At 63.0% G+C, this 17936-nt stretch carries 16 protein-coding genes and 1 riboswitch; of the genes, 9 read left to right on the top strand and 7 right to left on the bottom strand.

Translation table 11 applies throughout. From position 1 onward, the window contains the following. Window positions 1-95: 95 nt before the first annotated feature. On the bottom strand, window positions 96-2108 hold the full coding sequence (locus NKI31_RS02670; RefSeq protein WP_352650282.1) for an acetyl-CoA carboxylase biotin carboxylase subunit: 2013 nt from the start codon (window positions 2106-2108) through the stop codon (window positions 96-98). A gap of 237 nt (window positions 2109-2345) precedes the next feature. On the opposite strand from NKI31_RS02670, the gene NKI31_RS02675 reads away from it, so the two are divergent. The 6 genes from NKI31_RS02675 to NKI31_RS02700 all read left to right on the top strand — a co-directional run bounded on the left by NKI31_RS02675 (window position 2346) and on the right by NKI31_RS02700 (window position 7222). After that, a complete protein-coding gene (locus tag NKI31_RS02675; protein WP_023667586.1) occupies window positions 2346-3473 on the top strand; it encodes an S-(hydroxymethyl)glutathione dehydrogenase/class III alcohol dehydrogenase in 1128 nt (375 codons plus the stop codon). A 122-nt stretch (window positions 3474-3595) separates the two neighbouring features. Beyond that, entirely contained in the window at window positions 3596-4165 is a 570-nt protein-coding gene (gfa, locus tag NKI31_RS02680) for an S-(hydroxymethyl)glutathione synthase (RefSeq protein ID WP_023667587.1), read from the top strand. A 64-nt stretch (window positions 4166-4229) separates the two neighbouring features. After that, on the top strand, window positions 4230-4703 hold the full coding sequence (locus NKI31_RS02685; protein WP_352650284.1) for a YaiI/YqxD family protein: 474 nt from the start codon (window positions 4230-4232) through the stop codon (window positions 4701-4703). 21 nt (window positions 4704-4724) lie between these two features. After that, window positions 4725-5417 (top strand): DUF1345 domain-containing protein, encoded by a 693-nt coding sequence (locus NKI31_RS02690; protein WP_023688301.1) that lies wholly within the window; start codon window positions 4725-4727, stop codon window positions 5415-5417. Between the two features lie 136 nt (window positions 5418-5553). Further along, window positions 5554-6429 (top strand): cytochrome b/b6 domain-containing protein, encoded by an 876-nt coding sequence (locus NKI31_RS02695; RefSeq protein ID WP_023805311.1) that lies wholly within the window; start codon window positions 5554-5556, stop codon window positions 6427-6429. A 1-nt stretch (window position 6430) separates the two neighbouring features. Next, a complete protein-coding gene (locus NKI31_RS02700) occupies window positions 6431-7222 on the top strand; it encodes a molybdopterin-binding protein (protein WP_023738976.1) in 792 nt (263 codons plus the stop codon). A 151-nt stretch (window positions 7223-7373) separates the two neighbouring features. Here the strand turns inward: NKI31_RS02700 and NKI31_RS02705 are convergent, their stop codons facing one another. Beyond that, on the bottom strand, window positions 7374-8375 hold the full coding sequence (locus tag NKI31_RS02705; RefSeq protein WP_023710640.1) for a hypothetical protein: 1002 nt from the start codon (window positions 8373-8375) through the stop codon (window positions 7374-7376). A gap of 199 nt (window positions 8376-8574) precedes the next feature. Then, window positions 8575-8661: riboswitch (glycine riboswitch) on the top strand. Between the two features lie 149 nt (window positions 8662-8810). On the opposite strand from NKI31_RS02705, the gene gcvT reads away from it, so the two are divergent. Genes gcvT through gcvP form a run of 3 tightly spaced genes read left to right on the top strand, consistent with a single transcriptional unit; the run spans window position 8811 to window position 13113 of the window. Further along, window positions 8811-9911: a glycine cleavage system aminomethyltransferase GcvT gene (gene gcvT, locus NKI31_RS02710; protein WP_352650287.1), complete on the top strand. Its 1101-nt coding sequence runs from the start codon at window positions 8811-8813 to the stop codon at window positions 9909-9911. A gap of 5 nt (window positions 9912-9916) precedes the next feature. Next, entirely contained in the window at window positions 9917-10285 is a 369-nt protein-coding gene (gene gcvH / locus NKI31_RS02715; RefSeq protein WP_023681591.1) for a glycine cleavage system protein GcvH, read from the top strand. 17 nt (window positions 10286-10302) lie between these two features. Next, window positions 10303-13113, top strand: coding sequence for an aminomethyl-transferring glycine dehydrogenase (gene gcvP, locus NKI31_RS02720; protein WP_352650289.1), 2811 nt, complete (start codon window positions 10303-10305; stop codon window positions 13111-13113). A gap of 12 nt (window positions 13114-13125) precedes the next feature. Here the strand turns inward: gcvP and NKI31_RS02725 are convergent, their stop codons facing one another. The 5 genes from NKI31_RS02725 to NKI31_RS02745 form a co-directional block, all read right to left on the bottom strand. Next, window positions 13126-14295 carry a GGDEF domain-containing protein gene (locus NKI31_RS02725; RefSeq protein ID WP_023681593.1) on the bottom strand — a complete coding sequence of 390 codons (1170 nt, stop codon included), beginning with the start codon at window positions 14293-14295 and terminating at the stop codon, window positions 13126-13128. 142 nt (window positions 14296-14437) lie between these two features. Next, window positions 14438-14908, bottom strand: a complete 471-nt coding sequence (locus tag NKI31_RS02730; protein ID WP_023681594.1) for a hypothetical protein — start codon at window positions 14906-14908, stop codon at window positions 14438-14440. A gap of 132 nt (window positions 14909-15040) precedes the next feature. Then, entirely contained in the window at window positions 15041-15871 is an 831-nt protein-coding gene (locus tag NKI31_RS02735; RefSeq protein WP_031193122.1) for a PA3715 family protein, read from the bottom strand. A 131-nt stretch (window positions 15872-16002) separates the two neighbouring features. Then, a complete protein-coding gene (locus NKI31_RS02740; RefSeq protein ID WP_023681595.1) occupies window positions 16003-16968 on the bottom strand; it encodes a type II secretion system F family protein in 966 nt (321 codons plus the stop codon). Window position 16969: 1 nt separating this feature from the next. Then, the gene (locus NKI31_RS02745) at window positions 16970-17935 is read right to left on the bottom strand and encodes a type II secretion system F family protein (RefSeq protein WP_023681596.1); all 966 of its coding nucleotides are present in this window, start codon (window positions 17933-17935) and stop codon (window positions 16970-16972) included. Window position 17936 lies beyond the last annotated feature (1 nt).

Here is a 17936-nt window from a genome sequence, read left to right on the forward strand (position 1 = left end):
TCGAGAACCGGAGCGCAGCGGCCATTGGTCCGTGAGCACGGGAAGCGCAGAAACCACCTTCAGATGGCCGCCGGAGTAGAATTTCCAAACAATCTCTAGGCGAACTCCATGATCACCGCATCGACAGCCAGGCTGTCACCCGGCTTGGCGTTGAGCTTCGACACGACAAGATCGCGGTCGGCGCGCAGCACGTTTTCCATCTTCATCGCCTCGACCACGGCCAGCGTCTCGCCGGCCTTGACCTCCTGCCCCTCGGCAACCGCGATCGACACGACCAGGCCCGGCATTGGGCAAAGCAGCATCTTGGACGTGTCCGGCGCCACCTTCTCCGGCATCAGCCTTTCCAGCTCCGCCGTGCGCGGCAGCATGGCGCGCGCCGTCACCGACATGCCTTTCCAGGCAATGCGCAGGCCGTTCGGCGCCGGCCTGATCTGCGCCGTGACCTTGCGGGCACCGACAGTGCCGCGCCAGATGAGGTCGCCCGGCCGCCAGTCGGACGCCACGGTCAGCGCTTTGCCGCCATCGACCGACAGATCGATTTCCATCGGAATGGAGATCATGCCCTCGATGATCGAAGCCTGGAGATAGTCGTCGCCGAGCTTCACCACCCAATCGCGCTTGAGTGCGCCCGAATGCGGCGCCAGCCGCCCGCCCAGCCGGTCAAGCCGATCGCGGCGCAGAAGCTCGACCGCGGTGGCGATCGCCGCCAGCACTGCCTTTTCATCGCCATTGGGCACGATCGGCGCGAAGCCGTCAGGATATTCCTCGGCGATGAAGCCCGTCGATATCCGCCCCTCGCGCCAGCGCGGATGCTGCATCAGCGCCGCCAGGAACGGGATGTTGTGCTCGATGCCGTCGACGACGAAACTGTCCAGCGCTTCCGACATGGCATCGATGGCCTCGATACGCGTGGGCGCCCAGGTGCAGAGTTTTGCCACCATCGGATCATAGAACATCGAAATCTCGGAGCCTTCGGTGACGCCGGTGTCGTTGCGGATGAAGACATCGCCGAACTTGCCCTCCTCCGGCGGCCGGTAGCGCGTCAACCGGCCGATCGAGGGCAGGAAATTGCGATAGGGATCCTCGGCATAGAGCCGGCTTTCCACCGCCCAGCCGTTCAGCTTGACGTCGCTCTGCTCGATCGCCAGCTTCTCGCCGGTGGCGACACGGATCATCTGCTCGACCAGGTCGATGCCGGTAACAAGCTCCGTCACCGGATGCTCGACCTGCAATCGTGTATTCATTTCAAGGAAATAGAAGTTCTTTTCAGCATCGACGATGAACTCGACGGTGCCGGCGCTCTGGTAGTCGACCGCCTTGGCCAGCGCCACGGCCTGCTCGCCCATGGCCTTGCGCGTCCTGGCATCGAGGAATGGCGACGGCGCCTCTTCCGCAACCTTCTGGTTCCGGCGCTGGATCGAGCATTCGCGCTCGCCGAGATAGAGGGCGGCGCCATGCGCGTCGGCCAGCACCTGGATTTCGATATGACGCGGATCGACGACGAACTTTTCGATGAAGATTCGGTCGTCGCCGAACGAGCTTTTCGCCTCCGAGCGCGCCCGGTCGAAGCCGTCGCGCACTTCCGACTGGCTCCAGGCAATGCGCATGCCCTTACCGCCGCCGCCGGCCGAGGCCTTGATCATCACGGGATAACCGATCTCGCCGGCGATCTTTTCGGCATGGTCGGCATTTTCGATGACACCAAGCCAGCCGGGAACCGTCGACACCTCAGCGGCCCTGGCGAACTTCTTCGATTCGATCTTGTCGCCCATCGCCTTGATAGCCTTGGGTTTCGGACCGATGAAGACAATGCCCTCAGCCTCAAGCGCTTCGCAGAAGGCGGCCCGCTCCGACAGAAAACCGTAGCCGGGATGCACGGCCTGCGCGCCCGTCTCCTTGCAGGCAGCGATGATGTTTTCAGGCAGGAGATAGCTTTGCGCGGCAGGCGATGGCCCGATATGCACGGCTTCGTCGGCCATTTCGACGTGCACGGCGTCGCGATCGGCGTCGGAATAGACCGCTACGGTGGCAATCCCCATCCTGCGCGCCGTCTTGATGACGCGGCAAGCAATCTCGCCGCGATTGGCGATCAGGATTTTCGTGAACATCGAAGGCGTTTCCTCGGTCTTTCGTCCTTCTTATGGGCTTCGGCAGCCGGGCTCAAGCACCGCCGGCAGCGCACCCATCAAGACACTCCCTGCCCGCCAGGGCCGTGCCGAGGGGCGAAGGTTGGGCTCGCCGACGACTGGGCCAAGATTTGCGCCATATTTGGTCGCCAAATCGGGTTGAAACAGTATAAAAACCCTGAAAGCCTGAAGACCAATCGCCTTGGGAGGAATTGCCTAATGAAAACCCGCGCCGCTGTCGCTGTCGCCGCCGGAAAGCCGTTGGAAATCATGGAGGTCGACCTCGACGGACCGCGCGAAGGCGAGGTGCTGGTCGAGATCAAGGCGACCGGCATCTGCCACACCGACGAGTTCACCCTGTCGGGCGCCGATCCCGAAGGCCTGTTTCCGGCAATCCTCGGCCATGAAGGCGCCGGCGTTGTCGTCGATGTCGGCAAGGGCGTCACCTCGGTCAAGAAGGGCGACCACGTCATCCCGCTCTACACGCCGGAATGCCGGCAGTGCCCATCCTGCCTGTCGCGCAAGACCAATTTGTGCACCGCCATCCGCGCCACGCAGGGCCAAGGCTTGATGCCCGATGGCTCTTCGCGCTTCTCGATCGGCAAGGACAAGATCTTCCACTATATGGGCTGCTCGACCTTCTCCAATTTCACCGTTTTGCCCGAGATCGCCGTCGCCAAGGTCAACCCGGACGCGCCCTTCGACAAAATCTGCTACATTGGTTGCGGCGTCACCACCGGCATCGGCGCGGTCATCAACACCGCGAAGGTCGAGCAAGGCGCGACTGCTGTCGTCTTTGGTCTCGGTGGCATCGGCCTCAACGTCATCCAGGGCCTGAAGCTCGCCGGCGCTGACATGATCATCGGTGTCGACCTCAACAACGACAAGAAGGCATGGGGCGAGCGCTTCGGCATGACGCATTTCGTCAACCCGAAGGAGATCGACGGCGACATCGTCCCTCACCTCGTCAACCTGACCAAGCGTGGCGCCGACCAGATCGGCGGCGCCGACTACACATTCGACTGCACCGGCAATACCAAGGTGATGCGCCAGGCACTGGAAGCCTCGCATCGCGGCTGGGGCAAGTCGGTTATCATCGGCGTTGCCGGCGCCGGCCAGGAGATTTCGACCCGGCCGTTCCAGCTGGTCACCGGCCGCACCTGGATGGGCACCGCCTTCGGCGGCGCGCGCGGCCGCACCGACGTGCCGAAAATCGTCGACTGGTACATGGACGGCAAGATCCAGATCGACCCGATGATCACCCATTTGCTGAAGCTTGAGGACATCAACAAGGGTTTTGATCTCATGCATGAGGGCAAGTCGATCAGGAGCGTCGTCGTTTACTAACTGCGATCAGCAAAAGTGGCGCCCGGTTTTGCGTCCGATCGCACACCAAACGGAGGAAGAACAAGCCGCCGACCGAAGGGCCAGCGACTGAAGTTGCACAGGTTCAACAAGGGAGGAAGACAATGCCTGAGAAACTGCATCCCAAAATCGACAATGGCTTGCCAAAGGAGAGCGCAAGCTTTGCCGGCGGCACGCTGGTCTGCGCCTGCACCAGCAAGCCGGTGAAGGTGACGGTCAAGGGCCAGATCGCCCACAACCATGCCTGCGGCTGCACCAAATGCTGGAAACCGGACGGCGCGGTGTTCTCGGTCGTGGCGGTCGCCGGCACTGGCGACGTCACCGTCACCGAGAATGGCGACAAGCTGAAGGTGGTCGATCCGGCAGCGTTGATCCAGCGTCATGCCTGCACCGGTTGCGGCGTCCACATGCACGGCCCGGTCGAGCGCGACCATCCGTTCAAGGGTCTGTCCTTCATCCATCCCGAGCGCTTCCAGGAAGACGGCTGGTCACCGCCGGGCTTCACCGCTTTCGTTTCGTCGATCATCGAATCCGGTGTCGACCCCAAGCGCATGGACGGCATCCGCGGCCAGTTGAAGTCGATCGGCCTCGAACCCTATGACTGTCTCAACCCCGGCCTGATGGATTACATAGCCACCTGGACGGCGAAGAAGTCGGGCGCGCTGCCGGCCTGACAGTACGAGATTTCTGGCATGGGGCCGGGTAACATGCCCGCCCCATGTCCGTTTTGGAGAGATAATGCCCGCACCCGCCATCTACGTCGACGCCGACGCCTGCCCGGTGAAAGCCGAGGTCGAGAAGGTCGCCGAGCGCCATGGCGTGGTCGTCACCTACGTCTCCAATGGCGGGCTGCGTCCGTCGCGCGATCCGATGATTCGCAACGTCGTCGTCTCTAAAAGCGCCGATGCCGCTGACGATTGGATCGTCGAGAACACAAAACCCAACGACATCGTGATCACCGCCGACATCCCGCTTGCCGCTCGCACCGTGGCGCTCGGCGCGCATGTGCTTGGGCCAACCGGCCGGCCGTTCACGCCGGAGACCATCGGCATGGCGGTTGCAATGCGCGATTTGAAGCAGCATCTGCGCGAAACCGGCGAGAGCAAGGGCTACAATGCCAGCTTTGCGCCACAGGATCGCTCGCGTTTCCTGGGTGAGCTCGACCGTATCTTGCGGCGGGCTCTGAAATCCGTCACACCCGACCAGACGTGAAGCATCATCCGAGGTCGGGCTATGGCCGACACATCGCCGAATAACCCCTTGCAGCGGCACAAGCAGTTCTTTGTGTCGCTAGCCGTCGGTCTGGTCGTATTTGCCGCGGTATTGCCTTTGATTGGATCGCTCCCCGTCTCCACGCGGCTTGCCTATTCGATCTCGATTGCCGCCGATTCCTTCTTCGTCGTCTTCATCGCGCTCGTCATCGCCAAGATGCCGCTGCTGTCCGGCCGCTATCTCAGCAAGAACGCGCGCGAACTGGACCTCCCAGTGCTGGGCATCTTTGCCATCACGCTCGGCATCGTCGCCATGGCCATTGTCCTGCTGTTCCTTTTGATCAATCACAAGGATCGCGACCCCATCGAACTCGGCTTCGCCATGCTGTCGATCCCGCTTGGCTGGTTCACCATCCATGCCATGGCCGCCCTCCACTATGCGCATGTCTACTGGATGGACGGCGACGCGATCGATGCCGAAACCAAGAAGAAGATACCGGTCGGCGGCCTCGATTTTCCCGGCAGCAAACGGCCGGACGGTTGGGACTTTCTCTATTTCGCGACGGTGATCGGCATGACCGCGCAGACCGCCGACACCGCGATCACGACCTCGCATATGCGCCGCGTGGTGCTTGTCCATTCGATCCTGTCGTTCTTCTTCAACGCCGTCATCGTCGCCGCCGTCGTCAATCTCGCGGTGAGCCTCGGCAATTGAGTATCCGTGCCCGCGATAAACCCGTGCCCGTAATAAAAACGTGACCGCATGAAACATCGCTTTCGATAGCGACGTATTGGGAGGACAAGGACGAGCGCGGCCATCCCAGGATCGCGCAGCCGGAGGCGAGGAAAAGATGGAAACCATTACCGTGAGTCAGCCCGGCGCAGGCGTCGATGCCGCCTCAACGAAGGATGCGACGCTGATCTACCGGCAATCGCGCTGGACGCGTCTGACGCACTGGCTGTGGGCCATCTCGCTGTTCTTCATGCTCTTGTCCGGCCTGCAGATCTTCAACGCCCGCCCGCAGCTCTACATCGGCAAGCAATCCGGCTTCGGCTACAACAACACTGTCTTTGCCATCGGTGCCGAAAACACCGCGACCGGCCCGCGCGGCTACACCGAAATCTTCGGCCATCGCTTCGACACCACCGGCGTGCTCGGCTGGTCGGGCCCGGCCGGGCAGCAAACGTCGCGTGCCTTCCCGTCCTGGGCGACAATCCCGTCCTATTACGATCTCGGCACCGCCCGCGTCGTGCATTTCTTCTTCGCCTGGATACTGACAACCACCTTGGTCGTCTGGCTGGTCGCCAGCCTGGTCAACGGCCATCTGCGCCGCGATCTGGCGCCGCGCCTTGACGATCTCAAGCGGCTGCCGCAGGACATCATCGAGCACGCCAAGCTCAGGTTCCACCACACACGCGAATACAACACGCTGCAGAAAATGGCCTATGGCGGCGTACTGTTCGTGCTGTTGCCACTCATGATCATCACCGGCCTTGCCATGTCGCCGAGCATGAACTCGGTGCTGCCCTGGCTCAACGAACTGCTCGGCGGAAGGCAGACGGCGCGCACCATCCATTTCACGGTGATGGTGCTGCTGGTCGGCTTTTTCATCGTCCATATAATGATGATCCTCGCCGCCGGCCCGATCAACGAACTGCGCTCGATCATCACCGGCTGGTACCGCACCGATCCGCCAAGGCATGGCGACACCGAGAGGAGTGCGTGAGATGGCCAAATTCCAGATCAGCCGCCGAAAGTTCCTGACGGGCGCCGGCCTCGGCGTTTCCGGCATCATGTTGTCGGGCTGCGATGCCTTCGACAGCCAGCTCGGCATGGGCGATGGCCTGCGCAGTTTCCTCGAAAACGCCAATGGCCTGACCTACCGCGCGCAACGCTGGCTTGCCGGCCGCGATGCTCTGGCGCCGGAATTCACCGAGGCCGACATCCGCCAGCCGCAGCGGCCGAACGGCGTCACCGCGCCCGAGGATGACACCTACAAGGGCCTGCTCGCCAACAATTTCGCCGACTGGCGGCTGGAGGTAACGGGCCTGGTCGAAAAGCCGCTGTCGCTCAGCCGCGAGCAGTTGGAGAACATGCCGAGCCGCACGCAGATCACCCGCCACGACTGTGTCGAAGGCTGGAGCTGCATCGCCAAATGGACCGGCACCCCGCTGTCGCTGGTGCTCGACCAGGCTGTGGTCAAGCCGCAGGCCCGCTATGTCATGTTCCACTGCCTCGACACGATCGATCGTAGCCTCTCCGGGGAAATCAAATATTATGGCACCATCGACCTGATCGATGCCCGCCACCCGCAGACGATCCTCGCCTACGGCCTCAACGGCAAGCCGCTGCCGGTCGAAAACGGCGCGCCGCTGCGCGTGCGCGTCGAACGACAGCTCGGCTACAAGATGCCGAAGTATCTCTACAAGATCGAGCTCGTCGACAGTTTTGGCAATACCGGCGGCGGCCGCGGCGGCTATTGGGAAGACAATGGCTATGACTGGTATGGCGGGATTTGATGGCCTCGCATTCTGACCGAGCACGATCTGACTCCGACCGAACAGAGCTTGCCTGAGGAAGCCGGTTTCGAGCGCGTGGCCGAACTTGGCGATTGGCCTGAAGACACTCCAATATCGTCCTCTGCAAAACGGTCGCAGAAAACGGCGCGGCTTAAGCAACCTTGTCGAGCAGTGGCTTGAGCGCCGGATGTATCTCCGGCGAGGCGAGTTTGATCAGCGTCAGCAGCGCGCGTTCATTGTCACGCAGCGGGCGGTCGGTGCCGATGCGATCGGCCAGCCATTTCGCCTCGCTGGCGTCGATCGTCTCGGCGCGGCGCGCGAGTGCCTCGGCGGCACGGTTCTTCGACTCCCATTCGGCCTCGATATCGCCGGGCGAACGATAGGCTTCCATGATGCCGGCCAGGCCGCCCGACACCATGCGGCTGAAGAAGCCACCAATTTCGGGCTCGACCTGGTCCAAGAAACTGTCACGACGCAGCGCCACATCGCGCGTCGGCGCTTCGTAGCCGGCCGAACACATGACGAAATTGGCGAGCGCCTTGACGAACAGGTCGTTCCAGGACGGGTCGTTGTGGGCCGCTGCGGTCTGCTCGTTGATCTGGAACAGCACCTCGGCCTCAACCCGTGTGATGGCGATGTTACCGTCGCCGCCATAGGCATGGAGAATGCGGCGCAACAGATCGACCTCTGCCTTGGCGACCAGCCCGGGAACCAGCGCGCCGCCGAGCATCAGTGGTCCCTTGCCGTCGACCACCGCGTTGGCGACCTGCTCGAGCGCATAGGCGGAGAGCCGGCCGGGCGATGATTTCGCCCTTTCCAGCACATGCACCAGCAGCTCCAGTTCGGTCACACTGTCGACCATTCCGTCGCGCGAGATGGTCTGGATCAGCCAACCGGCATTGTCTTCAGAGATATAGCCTGCCGGCTTTTCCTGGTGGACGATGTAGTCGGTAACGGCCTCGACGAAGAATTCAGGCCATTGCGGGCATTTGTCCGTCGCTGTCGCATCGAGCGCGAACAGTGCTTCAGCCTCGCCGCGCGTCACCACGCCGTCGGCGAACACTTCGCGACGCAGCATGACGACATCTTCCGCCGTGATGCGGTCCTTCGAGGCCAGCCCCGCCACCGGCGCGCTCCCGATCCGTTCGCCCATCTGTCAATCCCCATCCGCCGTGCCCAACGCAATTGCCGGCCAAACCGTCAGCCCAGAATATCGCCATTGTCTTGAAAAACCGGCAAACGGCGTGGTTAGCGACGACTGTAAAGACGACGCGCTTTACGTGTCGCTGGCAGGTGACAAGGTGTCGCCGACAAGCTATGGATGGCGCGTCGAGGGCTTAAGTTTTGAGTCCTACCTGTTTGCGGGAGAGAGCAGCGCGAGCTGCCGCCGAAGGGGAAATCGCCCGAAATCTCTCAGGCAAAAGAACCGTAGACGGGAAAGACACTCTGGAAAGTCGGGGCTTGCCCCCGCGCCGAAGGTGTAAGCGTCGCCGACAGAGTTCCGGTTGCGCGAGTCTCTCAGGCTTCAGACAGAGGGGCACGGACTGGTCGCCAGCAGCGGCCGATTGCGTGCGACTCTGGAGATGACATGACGGGCGACGACACCAAACACCTTCCTCTCGAAGATCTGCACACCGCCGCCGGCGCACGCTTTGGCGCCTTTGCGGGCTGGTCTATGCCGCTGATCTATCCGGCCGGCGTGATGAAAGAGCACCTTCACACCCGCGAACATGCCGGCCTGTTCGACATTTCGCATATGAAGCTGTTCGCTGTCAGCGGACCGGGCGCTGCGGCACTGCTCAACCGCGCCAGTCCGCTCGATGCCGGCGCGCTTGAGATTTCACAGTCCAAATATACTTTCTTCCTCAACGAGGCCACCGGGATCATCGACGATCTTATCGTCACCCGGCTCGGCGCCGAGCGCTTCATGGTGGTCGCCAACGCCGGGAATGCGGTCGAGGACGAGAAGCATCTGCGTGCGCTGGCCGCGGACTTCGACGTCAAAGTCGATGCGCTCGACCGCGTCTTCCTGGCGATCCAGGGGCCGGAAGCCTGGGCTGCCTTGTCCCGCGCCGGCATCGAGACCGGCTCACTCTTGTTCATGCATGGCATCGAGCCTAAGCAAAACTGGTTCATGAGCCGCTCCGGCTACACCGGCGAGGACGGCTTCGAGATCGGCCTGCCGGAGGCGGATGCGCGCGCTCTGGTCACGAAACTGCTCGAGGACGAGCGTGTGTTGTGGATCGGCCTTGCTGCCCGCGACTCGCTGCGGTTGGAGGCCGGCCTGTGCCTGCACGGCCAGGACATCACGCCGGAGATCGATCCGGCGAGTGCCGGCCTGATGTGGGCGATCCCCAAAGATCTCCGCGCCGGCGGGTCCTTCATCGGCGCCGATGCGCTGCGGTCCATCCTGGAGCGCGGGCCGTCGCAAAAGCGCGTCGGCCTGAAGCCGGACGGCCGCCAGCCGGTGCGCGCCGGCGCTGCTTTGTTCGATGCCGACGGCGATCCGGCCGGCTACGTGACATCAGGCGGCTTCGGCCCGTCGGCCGGCCATCCCGTCGCCATGGGCTATGTGTCAACGGCCTTGGCCAAGCCGGGCACGAAACTGTTCGCCGACGTTCGCGGGACGAAAATCCCGGTGGATATCAGTTCCTTGCCCTTCACTCCTCATCGCTACCGCAAAGGATAATTCCGATGGCAAAAACCTATTTCACACAAGATCACGAATGGCTGAGCGTCGAGGGAGGCATCGCCACCGTCGGGATAACCGACTATGCGCAGGAACAGCTTGGCGATCTCGTCTTCGTCGAACTGCCTCAAATCGGCACCAAACTCAGTAAGGGCGACACCGCCGTGGTCGTCGAATCCGTCAAGGCGGCATCCGATGTTTATGCGCCGGTTGATGGCGAGATCACCGACGCCAACGGCGCGCTGTCCTCGGACCCGTCGCTGGTCAACTCCGCTGCGACCGGCGACGGCTGGCTGTGGAAGATGAAGCTCGCCGACGAAGGCCAACTCGCAGGCCTCATGAATGAGGCCGCCTACAAAGCCCATATCGGTTGACATCAGGACCTATTGCCATGAGCGCAGCACTTACCCCCTTCTCGGCCCGCCACATCGGTCCTGATGTAAACGACGTCAGAGCCATGCTTGCCGTGATCGGCGTTCCCTCCGTCGAGACGCTGATCAGCCAGGCCGTGCCGCAGTCGATCCGCCTCGATCTGCCGCTAGCCCTTCCCGCGCCGGCGAGCGAAGCCGAAGCGCTGGCCGAATTGGCTGCGACCATGGCAAAAAACAGGGTGCTGAAGAGCTTCATCGGCGCCGGCTATCACGGCGTCCATGTGCCGCCGGTCATCCAGCGCAACCTGTTCGAGAACCCGGCCTGGTACACCGCCTATACGCCCTACCAGGCCGAGATCAGCCAGGGCCGCCTGGAAATGCTGTTCAACTTCCAGACCTTGGTCACCGAATTGACCGGCCTGCCGGTGGCTTCGGCCTCCCTGCTCGACGAAGCGACGGCGGTGGCCGAAGCGGTCGGCATCGCGCTGCGCCATCACCGCGACAAGCGCACCAAGGTGGCGCTGGCCGGCACGCCGCATCCGCAGACGCTGGACGTCGTGCGCACCCGCGCCGAGCCGCTCGGCATCGAGATCGATGGCGAGACCATCGACGACAACACCGCCGCCCTGCTGGTCTCCTGGCCGGACACGTTTGGCGTCTATGGCGACCACAAGGCGGCGATCGAGAAGGCTCGCGCCACCGGCGCCGTGGTCGTCTTCATCGCCGATCCGCTTGCGCTCACGCTGACCGAAGCGCCGGCCAGGCTTGGCGCCGACATCGCCGTCGGCCCGATGCAGCGCTTTGGCGTGCCGATGGGCTTTGGCGGCCCGCACGCCGCCTATTGCGCCGTCTCCGACAAGCTGACCCGGCTGATGCCCGGCCGCCTCGTCGGCCAGTCGATCGACAGCAAGGGCCGTCCCGGCTATCGCCTCGCCCTGCAGACGCGCGAACAGCATATCCGCCGCGACAAGGCGACCTCCAACATCTGCACCGCGCAGGCGCTGCTTGCCAACATGGCGACCGCATACGCGATCTGGCACGGGCCTACTGGTTTGCAGGCGATCGCAGCCCGAATTCATGAGCTCGCCAACGGCCTCGCAGCAGGCCTGAAAACCGCTGGTGTTTCCGTGCTCGGCTCAAGCCGTTTCGACACGGTGACGGCCGAAGTGAAGGGCAAGGCAGCTTCGATCGCCGCTGCCGCTGAAAAAGGTGGCCGGCTGCTGCGCGTCATCGATGCCGACCGCATCAGCATCGCCTTCGACGAAACCTCGACCGAGGCGGATCTCGAGGCTATCGCCGCCCTGTTCGGCGCCAAGTCCGGCGCTACTGAGGCCGGCGCGATGCCCGGCAAGCCGCGCGGCAAGGAGTTTCTGACCCAGCCGGTTTTCCGCGAAAACCACTCCGAGACCGACATGATGCGCCTGCTGCGCAGGCTAGCCGACAAGGATTTGGCGCTCGACCGCACCATGATCCCGTTGGGCTCCTGCACCATGAAGCTCAACGCGGCGGCCGAAATGACGCCGGTCAGCTGGCCTGAAGTCGCCAACCTGCATCCCTTTGCGCCGGCCAGCCATTCGGCCGGCTATCGCGCCATGGTCGGCGAGCTGGAAGGCTGGCTGGCGCAGATCACCGGCTTCGACGCCGTCAGCCTGCAGCCCAATGCCGGCAGCCAAGGCGAATATGCCGGCCTGCTCGCCATCCGCGCCTATCACCGTTCGCGTGGCGAAGGCCATCGCACCATCTGCCTGATCCCCCAGTCCGCGCATGGCACCAATCCCGCGAGTGCGGCGATGGCCGGCATGAGCGTCGTCGTCGTGCGCTGTCTGGAGGACGGCAATATCGACATGGACGATATGCGAGCCAAGGCCAACGAGCATTCCAAGAATCTCGCAGCTCTGATGTTCACCTATCCCTCGACGCACGGCGTCTACGAGGAAGGCGCGCGCCACCTGTGCGCTCTCATCCACGAGCATGGCGGCCAGGTCTATTTCGACGGCGCCAACCTTAACGCGCTGGTCGCGCTGGCGCGGCCCGCCGATATCGGCGCCGATGTCTGCCACATGAACCTGCACAAGACCTTCTGCATCCCGCATGGCGGCGGCGGTCCGGGCGTCGGTCCGATCGGCGTCAGGGCGCATCTGAAACCCTATCTGCCGGGTCATGTCACCGAAGGTTCGGCGCATGCCGTGTCGGCCGCACCGTTCGGCAGCGCTTCCATCCTGCCGATCACCTGGATGTACATCCGCATGATGGGCGCCGCCGGCCTGAAGCAGGCGACGGAGACGGCGATCATCTCGGCCAATTATGTGGCGACGCGGCTCGCGCCGCACTTCCCGCTTCTCTACAAGGGCAGGCACGATCGCATCGCGCATGAATGCATCCTCGACACGCGCGTGCTCAAGGAGAGCGCCGGCATCAGCGTCGACGATATCGCCAAGCGGCTGATCGACTACGGTTTTCACGCGCCGACCATGTCGTTCCCTGTCGCCGGCACGCTGATGGTCGAGCCGACCGAATCCGAGCCCAAGCGCGAACTCGACCGGTTCTGCGAGGCGATGATCGCTATCGCCGGCGAGGCAGCGAAAGTGGCGAAGGGCGAATGGCCGCTCGAGGACAACCCGCTGGTCAATGCCCCGCACACGGCGGCCGAAACCCTTGCCGGCCAGTGGACTCACCCCTATTCGCGGCTGGAAGCGGCCTACCCCGCCGGCGATGTCGACAAAGCGGCCAAATACTGGCCGCCGGTCTCGCGCATCGACAATGTCGCCGGCGACCGCAACCTCGTCTGCTCCTGCCCGCCGCTGTCGGAATATCTCGGCGCCGCCGAATGACACTCTGGCCTGTCAGGCTGAACGCAAGGCCGGCCCATCGGCCTTGCTTACCCGGTTCAGCACAAGCACGCGGTTCCGCCCCGCGTGCTTGGCCGCGTAAAGCGCTTTGTCGGCCTCGGCCAGGACGTCCTCGAGGCTGCTGCCGTCTTCCTTGCCAAAGCCGATGCCGCCGCTGACGCTGCTGCGCAACGGCCCGCGCGGCGTCGGCACCACTTCCGTGCCGAAAGCGACGCCGATCTTGCTGGCGAGGTCATGGGCCTTGTCTTGCGGCATCCGCGACATGACCAGCGCGAACTCCTCGCCGCCCAGCCGAAAGGCGTCGACGCCAACCCGATCATATTTCTTGATGATTGCCGCGAAGCGGCACAGGACCCGGTCGCCGACCGGATGGCCGTAGACATCGTTGGTCCGTTTGAAATGATCGAGGTCGAACATGGCGATCGACATGAACGGACCGAAGACGCGCTCGCCATAGAGCGAGTTCAAGGCACGCCGGTTCATCAGCCCGGTCAACGGGTCGGTCAGAGTCTCGGCCTTCAGTTCGATCTGTGCCTGAAGATGATGCAGCGACAGCGTCAGCGCGCCGAGAGCCGTCATGCAGGCGACCGCCACGACCGAATTCAACCGCTCGGCCCAATTGTCGGGTGCGACGCCGAGCACCCACTGGCCCTTAACCAGAAGCACGGCGCCGCAGAGCCCGAAGGATACGCCGCAGACGCCGCTTAGCGCCGAAACGACCAGCAGAATGCCGCGATCCTGACCGCCCTTGATCCAGAACATCACCCCGATCGAGGCGAGCAGCACTGTTACCGTCGTATAGGTGAGGATGAAGCCGACACCATCGAAACCGAGATAGGTCACGCCGGCGCAGACAGCCATCGCAAGCAGGGCCGGCAGGACAGCGCGACTGTAGTTGCGCACACCGAGATATTGCATGGCCGAAAGTGAAAGCGCCAGGAAACCGAGGCTGAGCAGCGCCAACGCTGCCTGACAAAGCAACGGAGTGGGCTCCCTCGTGTAGCGCCAGAAGACGATGACGTGGGCGACAAGGACGAGAATGCCGCACGCCACCGTCAGCACGAAGCGTGCACGCGGCGCCGTGAACCAGATCACAAACATGGTGACGCTCAGGCATGTGCCCGACAGCGCAGCCGCCAGCAATAGCGAACTGAAATCCAGCATGGATGAGCGGCAACCTTTGGGATCCTCGATTTGTGGCGCATCATAGGCATGCAACCGGCCGGAGATACCGTTTTCGGCCGGTTTTCAAAGCAACCTGCCGACAGGGTTTACAAAGCGTCGACTGCCGTCCCCGCGAAGAGTCTCAGCCCTTGTTGAGCAGCGCCAGATTGGCGTTGATCACGCTCGGGTCGGCCATTCCGGCCCTTGCTTCCATGAGCAGCGCCCTCGCCTTCTTCTTGTTGCCGCGCAGCAGCTGCGAATAGCCCATATTGTTGACAATCTGCGGCTTGCGCCCGGCAACCTTCAAAAGCTGGTCGTAGGCGCGGTCGGCGAAGTCGAAGCGGCCGAGTTCGTCATAGGAGGCGGCAAGCCCCATCCATCCCTCGGCACTGTCGGCCTTCAGTTCCACGGCCTTGCGGAAATGCTGTTCGGCAAGGCCGTAATTGGCCTCGCGGAACTGCGCCTTGCCTTGCGCAAGGTCGGAGGTGCTGACGTCTTTTGCCACCGGTTGGATCGACGTGGTCTTGGTCTTATCGACGTTCTCAGTCGTACAGCCGCTGACCATCAAGACGGCCGCTAGCGCGGCCATTGCCGTGAAAATTCTGTGACGCATGCCCCTGGCCCCAATCGCCCGATTTACCGGGTCGTTCTTCAGGAGGCAGACTACAACAGGGCAATTAAACTTCAGTGCTGAAACGCCCCTAAAATTTGGTTTCGGGCACACCAGCCATTAACCAGCCGAGGGCTAGTCCGGCTCCATCGACTTGAGCCCCGCCGGAAACTGATAGCGGCTGCCGTCATAGCGCAGCCGGTAGGTTCGTTTCATGGACCTTCCGGGATGGGACTGGCACTCGCCGTTCTTGTCGACAGACGGATTGTCGGTGTCCAACCGCTCGAACACTGTGATGTCGTGATAGCCGTGATGTCTCGCCGGGCTCATCGCCAGGCTGACCCGGCTGGATTGAAAGGATCCTGCGCAATTGGTGTCGCCTTCGCCGCCAAAACCGGCCACGATGATGCCGTCGAGCACCAGGCGCAGATCACCGCCGTCAAGGGCATAGAGCCGCAGGTCGGTTTCGCTGAAGGGATTGGGCCGCGAATGGCTCGCCATTTGGATGCGCAGGCCAAAGCCGGTGACACCGGGCGCCAGGCCATAGCGGCCGGTATCGAATTCGACCTTGTTGATGGCGATGGCATCATCGGTCATCAGCCCGGGCTGGAGCAGGCGCTGGCGCACCTGCCTGGTCTTCCTGTCGACGACCAGAAGGTCGACATCGCCGACATGCCCGTCGTCGCTGGATTGGCTGCTGTCGATGAGCGGCACCGCGACCAGCAACAGATCGTCATGGGCAGGCCATATCTTGCAGACGAGGCCAAACGGCGTATCCGGGAGCGTCACGGCGATGCTGGTATGGGGTTCGAGCGTGAACGAGGCGCCGTCTGCGCTCTTTTGGGCCCTGGGATAGGCCTGTTGCACCAGGGCGGCAGCATCGCCGCAATCGTCGGCCGCGGCCGAGGCCGGCGACAGACTGGTGGCGGCCAGGCCGAGGAAAGCGGTGCACAAGACTATTCGCATGGACGGCTCACTCATTTTGCTTTGCGGATTTTGCCGAAGGAGAGCGACCGAACCGGCCGGGTTTCGACATCCAGATGAAGCGTAGTTGGAGTGAGTAACCGCAAGAAGCCGCCGGGCAATCCCCTAGGTATCTACTGAACCGCCGTCATTTTGACGATGATCGGGATGACGGCGATCATCAGCACCACCGGCAGGATGCACACCACCACCGGCACCGACATCTTGGCCGGCAAGGCATGTGCCTTCTCCTCGGCCAGCGACATGCGCTTGTGGCGCATTTCGTCGGAGAACACGCGCAGCGCCCCGGCAAGGCTGGTGCCGAGTTCCTTCGACTGCTGCAAAAGCGTGGCGAAGGAGCGCACCTCGTCCAAGCTGAGGCGGTCGGCGAGCGCCTTTAAGGCATCGTCGAGGCTGCGGCCGGCCCTGAGTTCCAGCGACACCAGCTGCAGGTTTTGGCTCAGCGACGGATAGGTCTTGGCCAGTTCCTTCGAGACCCGCTCGATGCCTGCCTCCATGCTCATGCCCGCATCGGAGCAGACGATCATCAAATCCATGAAGTCGGGAAAGCCGTTGCGGTATTCGCGCATCTTTTCCCGCACCTTCTGGCTGAGCACCAGGCCGGGCACGAAATAGCCGGCGGCTCCCGACAGGATGATGAAGGTCCAGCGGCTAGTCGCGGTGGAATCGGCGCTGCCCATCCAATGGTTGACCAGGAACGCGCCGATCGTTGCGCCCACCAGGCAGGCGAAGCGGATCAGGAAGAATGTGCCGATCGCGCGCGGCTCCATATAGCCCGCCTGGATCAGCTTCATACGCAACCGGGCGACATTTTCCGGATCGCTCTTGGCGTAGAATTCCTGCGCCCGCTTCACCGCCTTCTCGCGCACGACGCTCTGGTTCTTCTTCGGCGCCGCCTCGGCCTGTTGGGGAGTCTTGCTGTCGTCGATCTTGAGCCGGCGCTTGAGATCGTTGCGGTCGCCTTTGGCTACCACGAGCGGCCATGCCACCGCGCTGCCACCCAACACCAGCAGCAGCGCGGCTACCGGCATCAGCGACGTCGGCGCCAGCGATGCAAGAAACTGGATCATCTGCTCCATCTCAGAACCGGAAGTTCGACATCTTGAACATGATGATGTTGCCCAGCATCAGCCATGTCACGGAACCGCCCAGCAGATACCACGTCTTCGGTACATCCCAGACGCTCTGATAGAATTGCGGCATCATCACCATGATGGTGGCGAACAGCAGTGCCGGCACCGCCGTCAGGATATAGGCCGACATACGACCCTCAGTCGAAATGGCGCGCACCTTGCGGCGCAGCTTGCCGCGTTCGCGGATCGTCGTCGACAGCCCGTCGAGGATCTCGCGCAGATTGCCGCCCGAACTCGTCTGGATGGAAACCGCGGTGACGAACAGCGGCAGATCCTCTTGGCCGACGCGGTCGAACAGTGAATTCAGCGCAGAAACCAGGTCGGAACCATAAGTCACCTCGTCGGAGATAACGCCGAATTCGGTGCCGATCGGATCGGACATCTCGCGCGACACCATCGAGATCGCCACCGGAACCGGATGCCCGGCCTTCAAGCCGCGCGTGATCAATTCCAGCGCCTCCGGCAACTGCACGCCGAAACGCTTCACCCGCCGGGCACGCTTGGAACGCAGCACAATTACCGGCAGCAGCGCTGTCAGCACCACAAACAGCAAAATGGCGAGCAACAGCGGCAGCCCGTACCAGAGCGCGACGAGCATCATCGCGAGCGCGACGCCCGTCGTCATCGTCAGGAATTTCGGCAACGGCATCACCATGCCAGACTGCGTGCGCAGCGCGCGAAAACGGTCGGGCGAGAAGAATGACGTGCCGGAATCGAGGCCGCGTTCCTTGCGCAGCTGAATCAGCACCTGTTCCTGGCTGATCTTGTTTTCCTGCAGCTTCATGCGCCGGTTGATGGCCAGGCGCTTGTCGCTGCGGCCGGCATAGAGCAGATAGCAGCCTTCGGCGATCATGATGCCGGTCAGCGCTGCCGCGGCATAAACGACATAGATCGGGCTGAAATTCTCGAACACC

It is taken from the genome of Mesorhizobium sp. M0659 (assembly GCF_040320605.1).
In the GTDB taxonomy this organism is placed as follows: Bacteria; Pseudomonadota; Alphaproteobacteria; order Rhizobiales; family Rhizobiaceae; genus Mesorhizobium.